Below are 17,672 nucleotides of genomic sequence, written 5' to 3'. Positions count from 1 at the left end.
TGTCCACCATGGAAGGAAACCGATGAAACCTGCGTTGACGACCCTGGCCGCGGCCTGCCTGCTGCTGGCCGCCGGCGCCAGCCACGCCGACAGCCAGTTCAAGCTGCTGGTGCTGGCCATGCCCGGCAAGTACCACTATGAATACATCCCGATCGCCCGCGACAGCCTGGAACGGCTGGCGAAACTGCATGCGTTCGACGTCACGTACACGAACAAGCCCGCCGTGTTCGACGGCGACCTGCAACAGTACGGCGCGGTGATGTTCCTGAACACGCCGGGCGAGGAACTGAACCCGGCGCAGCGCGCGAAATTCGAGGCGTACATGCGCGGCGGCGGCAATGCCATCGTCGTGCACCGCGCGGCGATCACCCCGCCGAACGGGTGGGTGTGGTACGAGAAACTGGTGGGCCGCAGCGTCGGCCCCCACCCGATGCTGCAGACGGGGGTCGTGACCGTCGCCGACAAGGGCTTTCCCGCCACCTTCGGCCTGCCCGACCGGTGGATCTGGAGCGACGAGTTCTACGTCACCACCAATCCGTACAACGTGAAGATCAATACGGTGCTGAGCGTGGACGAGGCCAGCTACGACCCGACCAGGATCTGGCCCGGGCAATCCGTGCAGGGCATGGGCAAGGACCACCCGATCGCCTGGTACCACCACGTCGAAAAGGGCCGCGTGTTCGTCACGACGCTGGGGCACAACGGCGAGATGTACCGCGACCCGCAGTACCTGGGGCACCTGCTGGGCGGGATCTACTGGGCGGTCACGGGCAAGGGACAGGCGGCAAGCCGGTAGTTGGTTATGTGCCGGACGGCAGATGACGCTGGTGTCGGACACCCTTGGGTGTCGGACACCGGTTTTCGGTACTTTTCCGACGCCCATCACACGCGAAACCGGTGTCCGACACCAGGACGCCGGTGTCCGACACCAGTGCGCTGCCGCCGCTGACTGCATCGGGCATCGCTAACCGAACAGCACAAGGGTCCGTCCCCATTTTTGGAGCAACTTTCTTCAAAGGCAGCATAATTTTCCGCAAGTTAATCGTTTTTGCTACTATCTGACGCTTGGAGTAAACCTTTACCTGAGCACGCGCCCCCCATGCCCCAACTGCACCCCTGCCCCGACGACGATGGCAACCCCGTTGTCATCCGCATGCCGTCCACGCCGACGCCGCTCGCCGCATGGCAGGAACCGGCGCGGCTCGCGACGGTCACTCCCGGCGGCGAACTGCCCGGGGCGATCCACGGCATTCCGCTGGCGCCATGGGCGTCCGCGCCGGACAGCGCGGCGGGATGGGCGGACCTGGCCGACCGTGCGCTGCTCGACGAGCCGCCGTTCGTGCTGCCGGCCGGCATGCGCGCCGCGGCGGGCGCGGTGATCGTCGAGGATGACGGACGGGTGTGGCTGGTCGCCCCGTCGAACCGGTTCGGCGGCTACACCGCCACGTTCCCGAAAGGGCGTGCCGATTCCGGCGACAGCCTGCATTGCACGGCGATCCGCGAGACGTTCGAGGAAGCGGGACTGCAGGTCCGGCTGGTGGCGTTCCTGACCGACTGCCGCCGCACGCTGACCTACACGCGGTACTACATCGCCCGCCGCATCGGCGGCACGCCGGCCGCGATGGGCTGGGAAACCCAGGCCGTGCACCTGGTTCCCATCGGGCAGCTGGACCGCGTGGCCACGCACCACAACGATTTCCCGGTGATCAAGGCCGCGCGGGAGTGGATCGACGCGCACCTGCGCTGACGGCTGGGCACTGCACCAGCCACCTCAACGCGGCAATAATCACCTCAACGCAGCACCAGCGCCACGCGCCGCACCGCGGCTCCGACGGATTCGTCCCACGCACCGATGGGCACGAAGGTGACTGCCAAGTTCGCGGGATCGAGCGTGGCAAGCATCCTGCGCGTATCGTCGCGCAGCACGAAGCTGGCATCCCGCCCCGACATCGCGGACGGGTCGTGCGCGCCGTCCGCGTGGTCGTGCTGCATTTCCAGCCCGAAGAAGTGCAATTGCCCGACATGGGCGGGGCTGCCGGGCAGCAGGATGCTGTGGCGCGCGGCGTGCACGTACACATTGAACCCGGACGCGGCAAAGCCGGTGACGCTGCGCCCTTCGATCAACAGGATCGGCTGCCCGGTGGAGCCTGTCCTCGGCGCCCGGGCCGACAACGCCGCGCGGCCGGCCCCCGCTCCCAGCGGCACGGTCACCGCTTCGCCGCCGAGGCGGATGTCGCCATCGACGCCTGCGTCGTTCGACTCCAGTGCAGCCGGTGCCATTTCCCTTGCCGCGGCGTCGCTCGCGGCAGGCTGGAACGGCAGCCCCCCCGCGGGCCGGGCCAGATAGACATCGTAGGCCGCCGGCGCGACGGACAGGACATCTCCGATCCGGGGCGCGACCCGCTCGCCGCTTCCATTGGCGAACACGAACGTCTTGTCCAGGAAAGGCGCATCCGCGGGATTGCTGCCGCCGGCGCGGTTCCAGCTGGCCCAGATCCGGTCGATATTGCAGTGATGTACCCAGAAGATCGGGTCCCTGGCAGCCCACGGCACGGACGCCATGCCGAGCGGGGTTCCGATGTCGAGATGGGCGGCGCCGTGCACCATCGCGTCGATGTTGGCGCAAAAGCCGGCGTCGCCGTTGAACGGATTGTAGCTGCCGGACTTCATGCATTCCAGATCGAGCCGCAATCCGACCTGGCCCTGCGGCAGCGGCGTGCCTGCGTTGATTTCGGGATAGCGCTCCGCGCGGTACAGCGGGCCCCAGCGGTTACTGTTCCTTTGCCGGAACTCGGAAGGCAGCGCCTGCCGGGCCGGATTGGTGTAATCCCAATACGGCAGGGTGAAACACGGATCGCCGGAAACCGTGCGGACGATCTGCTCCAGGAAGTTCAGGTACATCCGGTGCCACGGCAGGAAGTATTGCTCGGGCTGCCCGAGATGCGACTGGCAGGTATCCCACATTTCATCGGCCAGCGCGCTGCCGCCAAGCGGGAAGACGCGCGCCATCTCGGCAGCCTTGCTGCGGTCGCCGCGCACCATGTGCGTGTACCACTGGAACATCCATGACAGCGGGGTGAACTCCGGATAGCGCAATGGATTGTTCATCTTGCGCACGCTGTCGGCATAGATCTGCAGCATTTTCTTGCCCTTCGCGGAATCCAGGTTGTAGCGCGTGGCGACGCAGCTTTGCGCCGGGGACACGTTGCTCGACTGCAGCAATGCCAGGCCTGCGGCCGCCCCGCCCGCGGCGAGAAACTTCCGGCGTGAAAATATCGACATATCGCTCCCGTTCGAATGATGTCGGTGACGTGCAGCGCCACCCGCTGGCAAGCATGAAGCTCCATCATCCTCGGTAGCGCGCAGCATGCAAGCTGAGCAGCGTCAGCGTTCGCTTCGGATTGCGCCAGATCAAACTTGCTGCATTGAGGTTTGACAAGACGACATGCCGGTGCTAGCGGGCACAGCCTTCGCAAGCAGCCGGTCCAGCAATTCGATCCAGTGCCCGACCGGCGTGGCGGTGCCGCCCTGCAGGTGGCTCTGGCAGCCGATGTTGGCCGAGACGATCTCGCCGGCTCCCGTCGCGTGCAGCGCCGCCAGCTTGCGGTCGCGCAGCTGGGCGGACAGTTCCGGCTGCAGCAGCGAATAGGTGCCGGACGAACCGCAGCACAGGTGGCTGTCGGCGCACAGCCGCACATCCACGCCGGCTGCGCGCAGCAGCCCCTCCACCTTGCCGCGGATCTGCTGGCCGTGCTGCAGCGTGCACGGCGGGTGGAACGCCACCTTGTGCGCGTGGCCGGCATCGGTAGGTCCATTGATCTTTTCAACCAGTTCGGCCTGGAGCCCGCACAGGACCTCGCTGACGTCCAGCGTCAGCGCCGAGATGCGGGCGGCCCTGGCCGCGTAGGCCGCATCGTGGCGCAGCAGGTGCCCGTATTCCTTGACGGTGACGCCGCAGCCGGACGACGTCATCACGATCGCCTCGGCGCCCGCCTCGACCAGCGGCCACCACGCATCGATATTGCGCCGCATGTCGTCGAGCCCGCCGGCCTGGTCGTTCAGGTGGTAGCGGATCGCGCCGCAGCAGCCGGCCTTCGGCGCGACGACCAGGCCGATCCCCAGCGCATCGAGCACCCGCGCGGTGGCGGCGTTGATGTTCGGCGCCATCGCCGGCTGCACGCAGCCGTCGAGCAGCAGCATTTGCCGGGCGTGCCGGGTCGCCGGCCACTGGCCCGCGGGCGCCGGCCGCGCCACCTTGCCGCGCAGCGCGGCGGGCAGCGCGGGCCGCAGCCACTGCCCGGCCTTCATCGCCGGCCTGAAGATCCAGCCGCGCGGCAGCACCTCGCGCAGCAGCGTACGGGCGGCGCGCTGCGTGGCGGACCGCGGCACCTGCCGCTCGACGATCGCGCGCCCGATATCGAGCAGCCGGCCGTACTGCACGCCGGACGGGCACGTGGTTTCGCAGTTGCGGCACGTCAGGCAGCGGTCCAGGTGCAGCTGTGTTCCCGGTCCGGCGGGGCTGCCTTCCAGCACCTGCTTGATCAGGTAGATGCGGCCGCGCGGACCGTCGAGTTCATCGCCCAGCAGCTGGTAGGTGGGACAGGTGGCCGTGCAGAAGCCGCAATGGACGCAGCTGCGCAGGATGGCTTCCGCCTCCTGCCCTTCCGGCGTGCCCTGGTACTGGGTGGCGAGATTGGTTTGCATGGTTACAGGTCTCCGTACATGCGGCCCGGATTGAAGATGCCGGCCGGGTCGAAAGCGTTCTTCAGGTTGCGGTGGATGGCGTGCACCGCGGGCGCCAGCGGGTGGAACACGTCGTGCCGCGATGCGCCGCGGTACAGCGTGGCGTGGCCGCCGTGCCGCGCGGCCAGCGCGCGGACGGATTCCGGCGCATCGTCCGTCAGCAGCCAGCGCTGGCCACCACCCCATTCGATCAGTTGTTCCGTGCCTGGCGCCAGCGCGGGCGCCATCGTGGGTACCGACAGCCGCCACAGCGGCGTGACGGGATCTGCCGCGAAGAAGGCGTGGCGCTGCTCGCGCACGTCATGCCAGAACGCTTCGGCGGCGGCTTGCGGCACCGTCTCGCCGCCGAGGCGCTGCGCGGCGGCCGCCACCGCCGCGCCGGCGCCGGACAGGCGCACCGTCAGCACGCCTGCGTGCCAGGCGCTTGCCGATACCGGCAGGGGCTGGCCGGCCCACGCGTTCAGGTGCCTTAGCGCGGTTTCCTCGTCGAGCGCCATGCGCAGCGTGCTTTCCGCGGCCGGCCGGGGCAGCACTTTCAGCGACACGTCCAGGATCAGCCCCAGCATGCCGAGCGATCCGGCCAGCAGGCGCGACACGTCGTAGCCGGCCACGTTCTTCATGACCTGGCCGCCGAAGCGCAGCACTTCGCCCTGCCCGTTCATCAGCGTGGCGCCCAGCACGAAGTCGCGCACTGCGCCGGCGGCCTGGCGGCGCGGCCCGGCCAGGCCGCTCGCCACCACGCCGCCGACCGTGGCGGCGGCGCCGAAATGCGGCGGTTCGAAGGCCAGCATCTGCCCCTGCGCGGCCAGCGCGGCCTCGATCTCGCGCAGCGGCGTGCCGCAGCGCGCCGTGACCACCAGTTCGGTGGGTTCGTAGCTGGTAATGCCGCGGTGGGAAGTCGTGTCCAGCAGAGCACCTTGAGGGATGCGGCCATACCAGTCCTTGCTGCCGCCGCCACGGATGCGCAGCGGCTGCCCGTTCACGGTGGCCTCGAGCACACGGGCGCGGAATGTATCAAGCAGGTCGTTCATGTGTCTATCCTCTCATCCCTTCATGCATGGCGGGCAACGGGCACGTGCGCGAACTTGAACAGGCCGGCATCGACCTTGCGCCGGCCATATTGCGCGCAGCGGTCCAGCGTGGGAATCGCCTTGTCCGGATTGAGCTGCCGGGCCGGGTCGAAGGCGCGCTTGACGGCGATGAACGCGGCGATTTCCTCGACCGTGAACTGTTCGCACATCGAATCGAGCTTTTCGATCCCCACGCCGTGTTCGCCGGTGATGGTACCGCCGGCGGCCACGCACAACGCCAGGATCGCTTCGCCAAACTTTTCCGCACGGGCGAATTCGCCGGGCGCGTTGGCGTCGAACAGGATCAGCGGATGCAGGTTGCCGTCGCCAGCGTGGAACACGTTGGCGCAGCGCAGCCCGTACTCGACGGCGAGCGCATCGATCCCCGTCAGTACTTCGGCCAGCCTGCGGCGCGGGATCGTGCCATCCATGCAGTAGTAGTCGGGCGAGATGCGGCCGGCGGCGGGAAACGCGTTCTTGCGGCCCGACCAGAAGCGCAGCCGCTCGGCTTCGTCGCGCGACACGGCGATGGCCGTGGCGCCGGCACGCGCCAGCACGGCGCTCATGCGGGCGATTTCTTCTTCCACTTCTTCCGGCAGCCCGTCCGATTCGCACAGCAGGATGGCGGCCGCGTCAGTGTCGTAGCCGGCGCGCACGAACGGCTCGACCATGCGCGCGCTGGTGCGGTCCATCATTTCCAGGCCGGCCGGGATGATGCCGGCCGAAATCACGTCGGCCACCGGGTCGGCGCCGCGCACCACGCTGTCGAACGAGGCCATGATGACGCTGGCCTGCGGCGGCTTCGGCACCAGCTTCACGGTGGCCTCCAGCACCACGCCCAGCATGCCTTCCGAGCCGACGAACACGGCCAGCAGGTCGAGCCCCGCCGCGTCGGGGCCGCAACTGCCCAGTTCGACGATGTCGCCGTCGGCGGTGGCCATGCGCACGCGCAGCACGTTATGCAGCGTGAGGCCGTACTTCAGGCAATGCACGCCGCCGGAGTTCTCGGCAATGTTGCCGCCGATCGTGCAGGCGATCTGCGACGAAGGATCGGGCGCGTAATACAGCCGGTGGCCGGCGGCGGCTTCGGAAATGGCCAGGTTGCGCACGCCCGGCTGCACGGTGGCCGTGCGGGCCTGCGCATCGATGGCGACGATGCGGTTCATCTTCGCCGTGGACAGCACGATGCCTTCGGCGACCGGCATGGCGCCGCCGGACAGCCCGGTGCCCGCGCCGCGCGGCACGATCGGCACGCGCAGTTCGCGGCAGGCGCGCAGCACGGCCACCACCTGGGCCTCGTTTTCCGGCAGGGCCACCGCCAGCGGCAGTTGCCGGTACGCGGTCAGGCCGTCGCATTCGTAGGGGCGGGTATCTTCTTCGTCGAACAGCAGGCAGTGCGGCGGCAGTACGGCAAGCAATGCGGTGCGCAGCGCGGCGAGCGTGGCACGCTGGCGCGCGGCAGCGGCGGCGCGCAGCTCGCTATCGGTATCGGGGGCATTCATCGGATGGTCTCCTGCTGGCTTTTTTACACTGGAACCAGTGTAGCGGCACAGCGCCCCTGCCAGCGGTGAAAAGAATTAACCGCTGCATCCGATAATTTTCACCCGCCGCTAATGCTCACCCGCCGCTGTAGGACGCCAGCAGCCAGTCGACGAACAGCCGTACTTCCGGCCGCAGCTTCGTGCCCTGCTCGTACACCACGTAATACGCGTGCGGCGGCGAGTCGAGCCGGATGTCGAACAGCTCGACCACCTCGCCCCTGTCGATCATTTCCTGCGCGAAGTGCTGCCGCGTGAGGCCGACGCCCTGGCCCAGCCGCACCGCTTCCAGCAGCAGGCCGAGATCGTCGATGCGCACGCCGGTGGCGGGCTCCGGCCAGTCCAGGCCGGCCACCTCGAACCACGATTTCCACGGTTCCAGCGCGGAGCGCAGCAAGGTCGCCTTCGACAGGTCGGCCGGGCTGGCGATGCCGCCGATGCGCTCCAGGTAGGCGGGACTGGCCGCCACGAAAGCGGGCTCTTCCATCAGTTTGACGGTTTCCAGGTCGGGATATTTGCCGGCGCCGAAGCGCACTTCGAGGTCCGATTCCGACAGGGCCAGGTCGTACAGCGGCACCGACAGGAACACGTCGACGGCGATGTCCGGATGCGCGCCCGTGAACTCGGCCAGGCGCGGCAGCAGAAGGTAGCGGGCAAAGGTGGGCGGCACGGTAATCTTGATGCGCGGCTGCGCCGGCGGGGTGCGGCCCGGCATCGGGAAATCCGTCAGCGTCTGCAGCGCCGTGCAGACCACCTCGAGATAGCTGCGGCCGAACGGGGTCAGCGCGGGTGCGCGGCCGTCGCGGATGAACAGCCGCTCGCCGACGAATTCTTCCAGCAGGCGGATGCGGTGCGACAGCGCGGACGGCGTGATGCACAGCTGGTTGGCGGCCACCGCGAAGGAGCCGGCTTGCGCGGCGGCTTCGAAGGCGACCAGCGCGTGGACGGGGGGAAAGCGTTTTGGCATGGCGGTCCGGTGCGGTTGGTTCTTCGGGAACGCCAAAACGCCCGTCCTTGCCGGCACGGGCGTCCTGCGTCCGGCCAGCCATTCTAATGGGGAATCATCCCCGTGAACACATAGGCCTGCAACACCGTCATGATGCCGACGATGACCGCGAAGAACAGGCTGTGCTTGAGCGTGAAGCGGAACAGTTCCGATTCGCGGCCCACCAGCCCGGTGGCCGCGCAGGCCACAGCGATCGACTGCGGCGAAATCATCTTGCCGGTGACGCCGCCGGTGGTATTGGCAGCCACCATCAGCGTGTCGGACACGCCGATCTGGTGCGCCGTGGTGCTCTGCAGCGAGCAGAACAGCGCATTCGACGACGTGTCGGACCCGGTCAGGAACACGCCCAGCCAGCCGAGGAACGGCGAGAAGAACGGGAACGCCACGCCGGTGCCGGCCAGTACCAGGGCCAGCGTGGACGACATGCCGGAGTAATTGGCGACAAAGGCGAACGCCAGCACCAGGCCGATCGACAGCACGGGGCGGCGCAGCTCGGCCAGCGTGTCCCGGAAGGCGCGCAGGCCGTCGGCCGGCTTCATGCCGAGCAGGATCATCGAGATGATGCCGGTGATCAGGATCGGCGTGCCCACCGCGGACAGGACGTCGAGCTTGTACACGGCTTCATAGGCCTTCGGCGCGGTGACGATCGGCGCGGTCTTGACGACCATCCCGTCGAGGTAAGGCACGTGCACCTTCAGCACGGTCCAGGCCAGCGGGCCCTTGGCGAACAGGGCCTTGAAGAACGGCAGGCTCCACACGGTGACGATGGCCGTCAGGATGCCGAACGGCGCCCAGGCACGCACCGTCTGCGCCAGCGTGTACGGCGACCGGGTGCGGCCAACCAGCCGGCCGCCGCCGAAGCCGCTGCCAAGGTCGCCCCCAGTCAGCGCGGCCGCGCCGCCCGCCGCCACCACGCCGCGGGCGGCGTTCTTCGCGGTGGCCGGCTGCCAGACCTTCAGCAGCAGGGTCAGCGACACGAGGCTGACCAGCGCGGACGTGATGTCCGGCAGCTCCGGGCCGATGAAGTTGGAGGTGAAGTATTGCGTGACGGCGAAGCTGCCGCCGGCCACCAGCGCGCCCGGCCACACTTCCTTCACGCCGCGCAGGCCATCCATCATGAAGACGAGCCAGAACGGCACGAACAGCGACAGCAGCGGCAGCTGGCGGCCCGCCATGGCGCCGATGTGCATCGGGTCGATGCCCGTCACCTGCCCCGCCACGATGATGGGGATGCCCATCGCGCCGAAGGCCACCGGCGCGGTATTGGCGATCAGGCACATGCCGGCCGCGTACAGCGGGTTGAAGCCCAGGCCCACCAGCAGCGCCGCGGTGATCGCCACCGGCGCGCCGAAGCCGGCGGCACCCTCCAGGAACGCACCGAACGAAAAGCCGATCAGCAGCATCTGCAGGCGCTGGTCGTCGGTGATCGACAGGATCGATGCCCGGATCACCGCCAGCTGGCCGGTCCGGTCGACGACCTTGTACAGGAACACCGCGGTGATGATGATCCACGCGATGGGCCACAGCCCGTAGGCGAAGCCGTAGCCGGCCGACGCCAGCGCCTGCGGCACCGGCATGCCGTAGGCGAATATCGCCACGACCAGCGCGAGCCCCAGCGTGACGGCGCCCGCCACGTGGCCTTTCATCCGCAGCACCGCGAGGGCCAGGAAGAAGAAGATGATGGGAACGGCGGCGGCCAGGGCGGAAAGCCCCAGGCTGCCGAGCGGTGCATAGACTTGGTTCCAGACCTGCATGGTGTGCTCCTCCAGACGATTGGTTTTATGTTATGTCGGAGGAAAGTGTACGGCCGGCCCCGGCGTCAAAACCGGCGTCGGGCGGTGAAATGAATTGACGCCTGAAGTGAAAATCTTTCACCGGCGGCGGCACGCGCTGTCAGCTGGCTGTCAGGGACCCGGCCCTGGTCGCCGCAAGAACCGGTGACCAAACCGGTGACAAAACCGGTGACAGGCTCCTATTAATTTGAAATGTTTCCAGAAAACTGGAGCCTGTCACCGGTTTTCGCCACCGGTGAGCGTATCGAAGTGGACCACCCGCGCGCCGAGCGCGTCGACGAAATACTCGTCGTGCGTCGACACGAGCATCGTGCAGCCTTCGCGCATGTCTTGCATCAGCCCGATCAGCACGTCGCGTGCGGCGGCGTCCAGGCCATTGCTGGGCTCGTCGAACAGCATGACCAGTGGCGCGCCGATCCACGCGGCGGCCAGCATGGTTTTCTTCTGCGTGCCCAGCGACATGTCCGCAAATCGCGTGTCCAGGTGCGCGCCCAACCCCAGCCGCTGCGCGATGTCCATGACCCCGGCTTCCAGCTTGCAGCCCTTCGCCCAGGCAACGAAGCGCAGGAACTCATTGCCGCGCATGAACGGGTAGCCCGGGCATTCGTCCGGCACGTAGGACAGGCGGGCCTTGGCGGCCAGCGGCGCGTCCGCCAGCGAATGGCTGCCGATACGGATGGTGCCGGCGTCCGGCTCGACGATCCCGGCCAGCATGCGCAGCAACGTCGATTTGCCGATCCCGTTCGGGCCGCGCAGGGCGTGGATGCCGGGCGCGAAGGAACCGCCCGCCCCGTGCAGTATCTTCCTGTTGCCGAACGATTTATCCAGTCCGCCGAATGTCAGCACGTGTGCCCCTAAATTAGCGTGAATGCGCATGCGGTACCCCACAGCGCCGCGATGACCGTCCCGAGGACGACGGCCTGGCGTTCGCCATGCACCTGCGGCAGGCGCAGCAAGCCGACCAGGCCGATGAATGCCGCAGCCAGCAGCAGGACCGGCACCAGGCGCTGCGGCTGGTGGAACACCACCACGCCGCCAATGATCGCGGCAAACGGCAGGCCCGCGAGCATCAGGATCATATGGTCGAACTTGCGCGCCCAGTGCCGCGGCAGCGGCAGTCCGGCCACCAGCGGCAACGCCGCCCGATGCGCCGTGTGCAGGTCGCGGTACAGGCCGCTGATCGCCAGCGCGACGATGGCCAGCGCGATCACGGACAGCCCGCCGATACGGTCGTCGTACTCCCACACCGCCATCAGCGCGAGTGCCGCGGCGGTGGTGACGCCGGCAACAGCGAGCTTGCCGAAGGTTTCCGCGGGTGCCTGGCGGACCAGGTAGTTCAGCGGGATGAACGCGGCCGGGTGCAGGCGTGCCGGCGCGGCCCGCGCGGCCAAATGGGAAGCGCGGCGTTTGACGCTATCCAGCAGAGGCCCGAACAGCGGCCCGGCGAGGTACCTGTCGGCCAGCCAGGCGCACGGCAGCGTTGCTGCCAGCAGGACCACCTGCACTGCCGGACTGGCGCCAGGCGCAGCGGCCAGCGGGATGTTGGCCAGCGCCAGCGCGCCCAGGCGGGCGTAGCGGCGATCGACGCAGGCCAGTTGCGCAGCCGCGGCCAGGATCACCAGCTGAACGACGAACAGGCCGTGCAGCACTGCCGGAAGAGCGCCGTCGTGCGCGACGACCCAGACCAGGGCCGCCGCCGGCAGCAACAGCAGCGGACTGTTCGCGGCGAGCAGGACGACCATGTCGACCGCGCGGGCCTGCCGCGGCGGCACCGGGAGCGATCGCGCATAGCCCATGAAGTCACCGCCTGTGACCTGGTCGCGCTGCATCAGCACCCAGGCCATCGCAAGCGCCTGGTACAGGCACAGGCAGCAGAAACGCCACAAGCTGCCGTGCTCCGGCGCCAGCAGTGCAAGCACCGGCCAGCCGAGCGATTGGACCTGCGACAGCGCCGATGCGCCGGCCGGCGCAAGCACCGCCAGCGCGAGGAGCAGCGCCTGCCAGCGCCGCAGCAGCAGCCGGCCAGTGGAGACGGCATACCAGCGCAAGCGGCTACGCAGCAGGACGGAAGTCATCGGTCGGCGCCACGCTGTGGCGGGTGATGGTTCCGGCGGAAGGCTTGCAGTGTCACGTTGGCGAATGCGCTCGAGAGTTCATCCCGCGGCGGCGCTGCAGGATGCCAGAACGTAACACAAAACTGCTTATCACAGCTTTAATACACAGCTTTAATACACAGCTTTAATACACAGCTTTAATACACAGCCTTAATACACAGCCTTAATACCCGGCCGGCGCCGGGCAGCCGGCTAGATGACCGGCACGCCGCCGGTGACGGCGATCCGCGCGCCGGAAATATAGCTGCCGTCGTTCGATGCCAGCAGCACGTAGGTGGGCGCCAGCTCGGCCGGCTGGCCCGGCCGCTTCATCGGCACCTGCTGGCCGAAGCTCTCCACCTGTTCCGGCGGCATGGTCGACGGGATCAGCGGCGTCCAGATCGGCCCCGGGGCGACGGAATTCACACGGATGCCTTTCTCCGCCAGCAACTGCGCCAGGCCGCCGCTGAAGTTGACGATGGCGCCCTTCGTCGCGGAGTACGCCAGCAGCTTGGGCTTGGGCGTATCCGAGTTGACCGATGCGGTGTTGATGATCGACGAACCGGGCTGCATGTGCGGCACGGCGGCTTTGCACAGATGGAACATGGCGGTGATGTTGGTCTGGAACGTATAGTCCCATTCCTCGTCGGGAATCTCGTCCAGCGAATCGCGCGTCATCTGGAATGCGGCATTGTTGACCAGCACGTCGATACGGCCGAATTCCTCCACTGCGCGGGCAATGACGGCCCGGCAGTGCGCCGGGTCGGCCAGGTCGCCGCGCACCAGCACGGCCTTGCGGCCCGCCTCCTCGACCCACCTGGCCGTTTCGCGTGCATCGTCGTCCTCGTTCAGGTATGAAATCAGCACGTCCGCTCCTTCGCGGGCGAAGGCGATCGCCACCGCCCGGCCGATGCAGCTGTCGGCGCCGGTGATCACGGTGGCCTTGTCATGCAGCTTGCCCATGCCGCGGTAGGTGGTTTCGCCGTGGTCGGCGGCCGGGCGCATCTGCTGTTCGGTTCCAGGTGGTTGCTGTTGCTGCGCTGGTTGCTGCGATTGCTCTGACATGGTCTTCTCCTTTAATGACATCAAAAGAAGGGCCTCACTATAAGGCGCTGGCAAAGAAGCGGTGCACGCTTGAGGGCAGGAAAGTGCGTGCACCGCCTGTCCCGTCAGCGCATGTCGAACTGCAGCGTTGCCGGAGGAAGGCCAGGCGCGGCCGCCGTCAACGTGCCGGTGCCCGCCTCGCCGGTGGACTGCACGATCACCTGGGCCCAGCCATTGAACAGGCTGCGCTGCCATGGCGCGGCGGCCGTGGTCACGCGCACGCTGCCCCAGCGGCTGGCGCCCGCCGATCGGTCGTACAGCCCGGCCACGCCGTCGGGCGGCGTGGGCAACACGTAGGCCACGCTGTTCCGGTCGCGCAGCTGTGCCGCGTCGAGCTGCACCGCCGGGCTGCCGTCGACCATCCGCGGGGTCACCGACCGGCCGTTGAGATGGACCTGCTGGCCAGGATCGAGCTGGTCGATGAACAGCATCGCGCTCTGGCCGGCGGCCAGGGTCGGGCGGGCGAACTCTCCACGCAGTACCACGTAGGGCGTGCGCGCCGGCTGCCGCTCGGGCGGCAGCCATTGCGCCGGGTCGCGCCACCGCGCCAGGTCGGCGTCGGGCGCCAGCGCAGAAAGAACAGCTGGCGCGGCATCCGGCCCGTCCAGCGCCAGCGTGCGCCAGCCCGACAGCGGCACGAACGCGTGGCGTTCGGCCGGCCGGTCGGCTTCGTGGGAGCCCGGATCGCCATTGCCGACCCCGATGATGCGCAGCGGCCCGCTTGCCGCGAAGTCCACGCGGTCCGACGCGGTCGGCACCAGCCGGCCATCGCCGTCGCGCACGTTGACCCACACGACGGCGATGGCGCGCCCGTCCGCCGCCAGCCGGCCGCTATCGCCGGACAGATGCAGGGTCGCCGGCACGCCGGTCGTCGCCACCGTGGTATCGGCGATCCGCGCGCCACGCCGGTACGCCACGGCTTCCAGCCTGCCCGGCGCGTACGGCACGCTCCAGCGCAGGTGCGAGTCGCGTTCCATCGGCTTGCGGCCCAGCGAGCGGCCGTCCTGCAGCAGTTCGACCTCGTCGCCATTGCTGTAGACGCGCACGTCGACGGGCTGCCCTTCCCTGCCCGGCCAGTTCCAGTGCGGCAGGATATGCACCATCGGCTCCGGGCGCCACCATGCCTTCAGGTAGTAGGCGGTGTCTTTCAGTACCCCGGTGGTGTCGAGCATGCCGAACTGCGACGACACGGCCGGCCAGCCGAACGGCGTGGTCTCGCCGCGGTAGTCGAAGCCGGTCCAGACGAACATGCCGGACATCCAGTCGCGCTCGCGCACGCGGCGCCAGCCTTCCTCGATACTGAGGCTGTTGCCCGGCCGGCCCTGGCGGTCATAGGCGTTCAGGTGCACCCTGGCGCGATCGTCGACATAGATGCCGCGCGTGGTCAGCGTGGAACCCTCCTCGCTCATGATGGCCGGCTTGCCGGGATGGGCGCGGTGGAACGCGTCGACGTCGTGCTGGGCGCCGTAATTGAAGCCGATCACGTCGGCGCCAAGCGAGGTGCCCCGGCCGGACGAGCTGGCGGCCACCGAGGTGCGCCGGGTCGGATCGAGCCGCCGGACGATGGCGTGCATTTCCCGCGCCAGGTGGGTGCCCAGCGGCTTGCCTTCCAGCGCCCACTCCTCGTTCCCGACCGACCACAGGATCACGCTGGGATGGTTGCGGTCGCGCCGCACCACACGTTCCAGCTGCGAGACGATCTCCGGCGAGGTGCCCATCATGCGGTGCTCGTCGATGACCAGCATGCCGAGGCGGTCGGCGGCATCCAGCAGCTCCGGAGTGGGCGGATGGTGCGCCGTCCGGTAGGCGTTGACGCCGAACGACTTGAGCTGTTTCAGGCGCCAGTCCTGCAGGCCGTCCGGCAGCGCCACGCCGACGCCGGCATGGTCCTGGTGGTTGTTGGTGCCCTGCAGCTTGATGGCCTTCCCGTTCAGCGAGAAGCCCTGGTCCGGATCGAACGACACGGTGCGGATGCCGAAGCGGGTGTCATGGGTGTCGACGATGCGGCCCTCCTGCAGCAGCGTGGTGCGCAGCACATACAGGTGCGGATCGTCGAGCGACCAGAGGCGCGGTTGCGCCAGCACCAGGCGCTGGCGGGACTCGCCCGTGGCGGCGGCACCGACAGCCAGGCCGGCGGCGCGGACCTGCGCCAGCGTGCGCCCGTCCGGGCCGAGGATGCGGTGCTCGACCGCGAAGCGGGCGGCCGCGCCGGCGTCGTTGCGCACGCTCAGGTCCACTTCGATGGCGGCGCGGCCGTTGGCCACGGTGCTCTTCACGAAGGTGCCCCACTGCGCCACATGCAGCGGCGCGGTCTTGGTCAGCCAGACGTGCCGGTAGATGCCGGCGCCTTCATAGAACCAGCCCTCTTCCAGCGTGGCGTCGACCCGCACCGCGATCAGGTTGGTGCCGCCATAGTCGAGGTAATCGGTGATGTCGTGGCGGAAGCCCGAATAGCCGCTGGGTTCCCTGCCGATATAGTGGCCATTGACCCAGACCACGCTGTCGCGGTACGCGCCGTCGAATTCCAGCGCGATGCGCCGTCCCCGGTCGCTGGCCGGGATCTCGATGGTCTTGCGGTACCAGCCCACGCTGTTTTCCGGAAAGGCCCGGCCGATCGCCTTCGAGCCGTGGTTGGTATCGCCGCGCGCATCGAACGGCAGTTCCACCGCCCAGTCGTGCGGCAGGTCGAGCCGGCGCCAGCCGGCATCCTTGAAGCCGGGCGCGGCCGGGCCGTCGCCGTAGCCTGCCTTGGCGAAGAAGAACGCCCGCAGGCCATGGCCGAAGTCCTGGCGGGCGTCATGGGCGTGGCCGTGGGCGAAGCGCCAGTCCCGGTCGATATTGATGCGCTCGCGCGGCGCCTGCGCGCCGGCCGGCAGCAGCCATGCAAACAGCGACAGCGCCAGCAAGGCGCGCTTGAACGAATGCCACATGCGTTCTCCGTGAGTGAGTGGATGGTTCGGCGATGCAGGCTCCGCTTCGTAAAAATAGCGCCCCGAGGGGCGCCGAAGAGGAGACAAGGTAAGCGCCGGGGGTCAGCGGGGGCGCAGGTGCAGCACCACCACGCCGTGCGCCGGCACATTCATCGCATACGGCCTGGCGGTATCGCCGGTGGCGCCGCTCCACAGTTCGGTGAAACTGTGGCGCACCTTGCCGAAGTGGACCTGGTTGTGCGTGAATTCATCCTTCAGTTCGTGCTCGTCCCAGTCGAACCGGTAGCTGCGCGCCTTGTCGGCCCGGTTCAGGAACATCAGCGCCCACTCGCCGTTGGCCAGCGGCTTGGCGTACATGTCGAGCTGGCCGTCGTTCATGAAACGCCACGCCTGGATGCCCCGCTCGTCCTGGTTGAGGGCGATAATGGCGCGGTTGGTCAGGATCTTGCGGGTGGTTGCCGACATCTTGCGGATATCGTTCCCGGCGATCAGCGGGGAATTCATCATGGCCCAGATCGAGAAGTGCGCCTTGTCCTCGTCCTCGGTCATGCCCTTGCCGACCTCCATCATGTCCATGTCGTTCCAGCGCCCCGGCCCGGAAAACTTGCGCAGGCCGGCCTGCTTGTCGAGGATCGGCAGCACGCCCCACGACGACCAGGTACCGCGGTTGAAGTCGCAGTCCCAGCACGGGTAGATGTCGCCCGTGGTGCGCCAGGAGTGGCCCACGTCGGCCGCCCATTCCCACGGCTTGTTGTCGCCCCACTCGCACAGCGCGAACAGGATCGGCCGCCCGGCCGCGCGCAGCGCGTCGCGCATGGTGGTGTACGCGCCGCGGGCGTTCAGGCCGTCGGTGTCGCACCAGTCGTACTTCAGGTAGTCGATGCCCCAGCGCGCATAGGTCAGCGCATCCTGGTATTCGTAGCCGCGGCTGCCCGGCTTGCCGGCGCAGGTGTGCGCGCCGGCATCCGAGTAGATGCCCAGCTTGAGCCCGCGGGCGTGGACATAGTCGGCCAGCGCCTTCATGCCGGACGGGAAGCGCTGCGGATCGGGCTGGATGAAGCCGTTCTCGTCGCGCTTGCCGTGCCAGCAGTCGTCGATGTTGACGTACACATAGCCCGCTTCGCGCATGCCGCTGGACACCAGCGCATCGGCCGATTCGCGGATCAGCTGTTCGTTGATGTCGCAGGCGAAGGTGTTCCACGTGTTCCAGCCCATCTGCGGGGTCTTCGCCAGTTCGGTGAACTTGGCCGGCGCGGTAGCGGCCGCGGGCTTGACGCTGGCCTGGGCGCGGGCTTCCGGCGCAATGAGGGTCGTGGCGGCGAACAGCGCGCCGAGCATCAGTGGTGACAGTAGTGCTTTCATCGTGGCTCTTCTAGGTAAAGCGATGCGGCGCGG

General features: G+C 68.2%; 13 protein-coding genes. 2 read left to right on the top strand and 11 right to left on the bottom strand.

Annotated elements, in window-relative coordinates:
* Positions 1-22 precede the first annotated feature (22 nt).
* Both FHS02_RS00125 and FHS02_RS00120 read left to right on the top strand, forming a co-directional pair.
* On the top strand, positions 23-796 hold the full coding sequence (locus FHS02_RS00125) for a ThuA domain-containing protein (protein WP_137312245.1): 774 nt from the start codon (positions 23-25) through the stop codon (positions 794-796).
* Between the two features lie 303 nt (positions 797-1,099).
* Positions 1,100-1,747 carry an NUDIX domain-containing protein gene (locus FHS02_RS00120; protein ID WP_137312244.1) on the top strand — a complete coding sequence of 216 codons (648 nt, stop codon included), beginning with the start codon at positions 1,100-1,102 and terminating at the stop codon, positions 1,745-1,747.
* Positions 1,748-1,791: 44 nt separating this feature from the next.
* Here the strand turns inward: FHS02_RS00120 and FHS02_RS00115 are convergent, their stop codons facing one another.
* From FHS02_RS00115 to FHS02_RS00065, 11 genes are all read right to left on the bottom strand, one after another.
* Positions 1,792-3,282, bottom strand: a complete 1,491-nt coding sequence (locus tag FHS02_RS00115; RefSeq protein WP_175424681.1) for a tyrosinase family protein — start codon at positions 3,280-3,282, stop codon at positions 1,792-1,794.
* A 129-nt stretch (positions 3,283-3,411) separates the two neighbouring features.
* Positions 3,412-4,704: a glycolate oxidase subunit GlcF gene (gene glcF, locus FHS02_RS00110; protein ID WP_137312242.1), complete on the bottom strand. Its 1,293-nt coding sequence runs from the start codon at positions 4,702-4,704 to the stop codon at positions 3,412-3,414.
* A gap of 2 nt (positions 4,705-4,706) precedes the next feature.
* Entirely contained in the window at positions 4,707-5,774 is a 1,068-nt protein-coding gene (glcE, locus tag FHS02_RS00105) for a glycolate oxidase subunit GlcE (RefSeq protein WP_137312241.1), read from the bottom strand.
* 20 nt (positions 5,775-5,794) lie between these two features.
* Positions 5,795-7,315: an FAD-linked oxidase C-terminal domain-containing protein gene (locus FHS02_RS00100; RefSeq protein ID WP_137312240.1), complete on the bottom strand. Its 1,521-nt coding sequence runs from the start codon at positions 7,313-7,315 to the stop codon at positions 5,795-5,797.
* 115 nt (positions 7,316-7,430) lie between these two features.
* On the bottom strand, positions 7,431-8,318 hold the full coding sequence (locus tag FHS02_RS00095; RefSeq protein ID WP_137312239.1) for a LysR substrate-binding domain-containing protein: 888 nt from the start codon (positions 8,316-8,318) through the stop codon (positions 7,431-7,433).
* An 83-nt stretch (positions 8,319-8,401) separates the two neighbouring features.
* The gene (locus tag FHS02_RS00090; protein WP_137312238.1) at positions 8,402-10,111 is read right to left on the bottom strand and encodes a lactate permease LctP family transporter; all 1,710 of its coding nucleotides are present in this window, start codon (positions 10,109-10,111) and stop codon (positions 8,402-8,404) included.
* 255 nt (positions 10,112-10,366) lie between these two features.
* The gene (locus tag FHS02_RS00085; protein WP_137312237.1) at positions 10,367-10,996 is read right to left on the bottom strand and encodes an ATP-binding cassette domain-containing protein; all 630 of its coding nucleotides are present in this window, start codon (positions 10,994-10,996) and stop codon (positions 10,367-10,369) included.
* An 8-nt stretch (positions 10,997-11,004) separates the two neighbouring features.
* Positions 11,005-12,225 (bottom strand): DUF6136 family protein, encoded by a 1,221-nt coding sequence (locus FHS02_RS00080; protein WP_137312236.1) that lies wholly within the window; start codon positions 12,223-12,225, stop codon positions 11,005-11,007.
* Between the two features lie 231 nt (positions 12,226-12,456).
* A complete protein-coding gene (locus FHS02_RS00075; RefSeq protein WP_137312235.1) occupies positions 12,457-13,308 on the bottom strand; it encodes an SDR family oxidoreductase in 852 nt (283 codons plus the stop codon).
* Positions 13,309-13,412: 104 nt separating this feature from the next.
* On the bottom strand, positions 13,413-16,277 hold the full coding sequence (gene galA, locus FHS02_RS00070; RefSeq protein WP_137312234.1) for a beta-galactosidase GalA: 2,865 nt from the start codon (positions 16,275-16,277) through the stop codon (positions 13,413-13,415).
* A 102-nt stretch (positions 16,278-16,379) separates the two neighbouring features.
* Positions 16,380-17,639, bottom strand: a complete 1,260-nt coding sequence (locus FHS02_RS00065; protein WP_229422478.1) for a glycoside hydrolase family 27 protein — start codon at positions 17,637-17,639, stop codon at positions 16,380-16,382.
* Between the last annotated feature and the right edge of the window lie 33 nt (positions 17,640-17,672).

The sequence above is a fragment of the Pseudoduganella umbonata genome (assembly GCF_014192225.1).
In the GTDB taxonomy this organism is placed as follows: Bacteria; Pseudomonadota; Gammaproteobacteria; order Burkholderiales; family Burkholderiaceae_D; genus Rugamonas; species Rugamonas umbonata.
The sequence above is the reverse complement of the archived record's forward strand: the minus strand, read 5'-3'. Positions and strand labels throughout refer to the sequence as shown.

Excerpts from the sequence above, each read along its gene's own strand:
- FHS02_RS00075 (WP_137312235.1), bottom strand. The coding sequence starts at position 13,308 with ATGTCAGAGCAATCGCAGCAACCAGCGCAGCAACAGCAACCACCTGGA.
- FHS02_RS00065 (WP_229422478.1), bottom strand. The coding sequence starts at position 17,639 with ATGAAAGCACTACTGTCACCACTGATGCTCGGCGCGCTGTTCGCCGCC.
- FHS02_RS00095 (WP_137312239.1), bottom strand. The coding sequence starts at position 8,318 with ATGCCAAAACGCTTTCCCCCCGTCCACGCGCTGGTCGCCTTCGAAGCC.
- FHS02_RS00090 (WP_137312238.1), bottom strand. The coding sequence starts at position 10,111 with ATGCAGGTCTGGAACCAAGTCTATGCACCGCTCGGCAGCCTGGGGCTT.
- FHS02_RS00115 (WP_175424681.1), bottom strand. The coding sequence starts at position 3,282 with ATGTCGATATTTTCACGCCGGAAGTTTCTCGCCGCGGGCGGGGCGGCC.
- glcE (WP_137312241.1), bottom strand. The coding sequence starts at position 5,774 with ATGAACGACCTGCTTGATACATTCCGCGCCCGTGTGCTCGAGGCCACC.
- FHS02_RS00125 (WP_137312245.1), top strand. The coding sequence starts at position 23 with ATGAAACCTGCGTTGACGACCCTGGCCGCGGCCTGCCTGCTGCTGGCC.
- FHS02_RS00080 (WP_137312236.1), bottom strand. The coding sequence starts at position 12,225 with ATGACTTCCGTCCTGCTGCGTAGCCGCTTGCGCTGGTATGCCGTCTCC.
- FHS02_RS00100 (WP_137312240.1), bottom strand. The coding sequence starts at position 7,315 with ATGAATGCCCCCGATACCGATAGCGAGCTGCGCGCCGCCGCTGCCGCG.
- glcF (WP_137312242.1), bottom strand. The coding sequence starts at position 4,704 with ATGCAAACCAATCTCGCCACCCAGTACCAGGGCACGCCGGAAGGGCAG.
- galA (WP_137312234.1), bottom strand. The coding sequence starts at position 16,277 with ATGTGGCATTCGTTCAAGCGCGCCTTGCTGGCGCTGTCGCTGTTTGCA.
- FHS02_RS00120 (WP_137312244.1), top strand. The coding sequence starts at position 1,100 with ATGCCCCAACTGCACCCCTGCCCCGACGACGATGGCAACCCCGTTGTC.